Here is a 2939-nt window from a genome sequence, read left to right on the forward strand (position 1 = left end):
TGAGTCCACAAAACCCCTTGGGTGTTGTATGGTTAAGCCTCACGGGCAATTAGTACAGGTTAGCTCAATGCCTCGCAGCACTTACACACCCTGCCTATCAACGTCGTAGTCTACGACAACCCTTTAGGACACTTATAGTGCCAGGGAAAACTCATCTCAAGGCTCGCTTCCCGCTTAGATGCTTTCAGCGGTTATCGATTCCGAACTTAGCTACCGGGCAATGCCATTGGCATGACAACCCGAACACCAGAGGTTCGTCCACTCCGGTCCTCTCGTACTAGGAGCAGCCCCTTTCAATTTTCCAACGCCCACGGCAGATAGGGACCGAACTGTCTCACGACGTTCTAAACCCAGCTCGCGTACCACTTTAAATGGCGAACAGCCATACCCTTGGGACCGACTTCAGCCCCAGGATGTGATGAGCCGACATCGAGGTGCCAAACACCGCCGTCGATATGAACTCTTGGGCGGTATCAGCCTGTTATCCCCGGAGTACCTTTTATCCGTTGAGCGATGGCCCTTCCATTCAGAACCACCGGATCACTATGACCTGCTTTCGCACCTGCTCGAATTGTCATTCTCGCAGTCAAGCGGGCTTATGCCATTGCACTAACCACACGATGTCCAACCGTGTTTAGCCCACCTTCGTGCTCCTCCGTTACTCTTTGGGAGGAGACCGCCCCAGTCAAACTACCCACCAGGCACTGTCCGTAATCCCGATTCAGGGACCAACGTTAGAACATCAAAACTACAAGGGTGGTATTTCAAGGACGACTCCATCACATCTAGCGACGCAATTTCATAGTCTCCCACCTATCCTACACATGTAGGTTCAATGTTCAGTGCCAAGCTGTAGTAAAGGTTCACGGGGTCTTTCCGTCTAGCCGCGGGTACACTGCATCTTCACAGCGATTTCAATTTCACTGAGTCTCGGGTGGAGACAGCGTGGCCATCATTACGCCATTCGTGCAGGTCGGAACTTACCCGACAAGGAATTTCGCTACCTTAGGACCGTTATAGTTACGGCCGCCGTTTACCGGGGCTTCGATCAAGAGCTTCGTCCGAAGACTAACCCCATCAATTAACCTTCCGGCACCGGGCAGGCGTCACACCGTATACGTCATCTTACGATTTTGCACAGTGCTGTGTTTTTAATAAACAGTTGCAGCCACCTGGTATCTGCGACTCTCGTCTGCTCCATCCGCAAGGGACTTCACTGATAAGAGCGTACCTTCTCCCGAAGTTACGGTACCATTTTGCCTAGTTCCTTCACCCGAGTTCTCTCAAGCGCCTTGGTATTCTCTACCCGACCACCTGTGTCGGTTTGGGGTACGATTCCTTACAATCTGAAGCTTAGAGGCTTTTCCTGGAAGCATGGCATCAATGACTTCACTACCGTAGTAGCTCGACATCGTATCTCAGCGTTAATGAAAGTCCGGATTTACCTAAACTTTCCGCCTACATACTTGAACCTGGACAACCGTCGCCAGGCCCACCTAGCCTTCTCCGTCCCCCCATCGCAATTGTAAGAAGTACGGGAATATTAACCCGTTTCCCATCGACTACGCCTTTCGGCCTCGCCTTAGGAGTCGACTTACCCTGCCCCGATTAACGTTGGACAGGAACCCTTGGTCTTCCGGCGAGGGAGTTTTTCACTCCCTTTATCGTTACTCATGTCAGCATTCGCACTTCTGATACCTCCAGCAGCCCTTACAGACCACCTTCAACGGCTTACAGAACGCTCCCCTACCCCACATACCCTAAGGTACGTAGCCGCAGCTTCGGTGTATAGCTTAGCCCCGTTACATCTTCCGCGCAGGCCGACTCGACCAGTGAGCTATTACGCTTTCTTTAAATGATGGCTGCTTCTAAGCCAACATCCTGGCTGTCTGAGCCTTCCCACATCGTTTCCCACTTAGCTATACTTTGGGACCTTAGCTGGCGGTCTGGGTTGTTTCCCTCTCCACGACGGACGTTAGCACCCGCCGTGTGTCTCCCGGATAGTACTTACTGGTATTCGGAGTTTGCAAAGGGTTGGTAAGTCGGGATGACCCCCTAGCCTTAACAGTGCTCTACCCCCAGTAGTATTCGTCCGAGGCGCTACCTAAATAGCTTTCGGGGAGAACCAGCTATCTCCAGGTTTGATTGGCCTTTCACCCCTAGCCACAAGTCATCCGCTAATTTTTCAACATTAGTCGGTTCGGTCCTCCAGTTGATGTTACTCAACCTTCAACCTGCCCATGGCTAGATCACCTGGTTTCGGGTCTAATCCTAGCAACTGTACGCCCAGTTAAGACTCGGTTTCCCTACGGCTCCCCTAAACGGTTAACCTTGCTACTAAAATTAAGTCGCTGACCCATTATACAAAAGGTACGCAGTCACACCACGAAGGTGCTCCTACTGCTTGTACGTACACGGTTTCAGGTTCTATTTCACTCCCCTCACAGGGGTTCTTTTCGCCTTTCCCTCACGGTACTGGTTCACTATCGGTCAGTCAGTAGTATTTAGCCTTGGAGGATGGTCCCCCCATATTCAGACAGGATATCACGTGTCCCGCCCTACTCGTTTTCACTGATTATGATGTGTCGGTTACGGGGCTATCACCCTTTATTGCGAGACTTTCCAGACTCTTCACCTGCATCATTAAAAGCTTAAGGGCTAATCCAATTTCGCTCGCCGCTACTTTCGGAATCTCGGTTGATTTCTCTTCCTCGGGGTACTTAGATGTTTCAGTTCCCCCGGTTTGCCTCCTGTTGCTATGTATTCACAACAGGATACTTGCTTATGCAAGTGGGTTTCCCCATTCAGGAATCCCAGACTCAAAAGGTTATTACTACCTAATCTGGGCTTATCGCAAGTTATTACGCCTTTCATCGCCTCTGACTGCCAAGGCATCCACCGTGTACGCTTAGTCACTTAACCATACAACCCGAAAGGGT

1 rRNA gene is annotated in these 2939 nt (G+C 50.9%); it reads right to left on the reverse strand.

The window, feature by feature from the left end:
* Positions 1-28: 28 nt before the first annotated feature.
* Positions 29-2922: ribosomal RNA gene (locus NX845_RS23290) — 23S ribosomal RNA — on the reverse strand.
* Between the last annotated feature and the right edge of the window lie 17 nt (positions 2923-2939).

It is taken from the genome of Vibrio sp. NC2 (assembly GCF_025195005.1).
Classification (GTDB): domain Bacteria; phylum Pseudomonadota; class Gammaproteobacteria; order Enterobacterales; family Vibrionaceae; genus Vibrio; species Vibrio splendidus.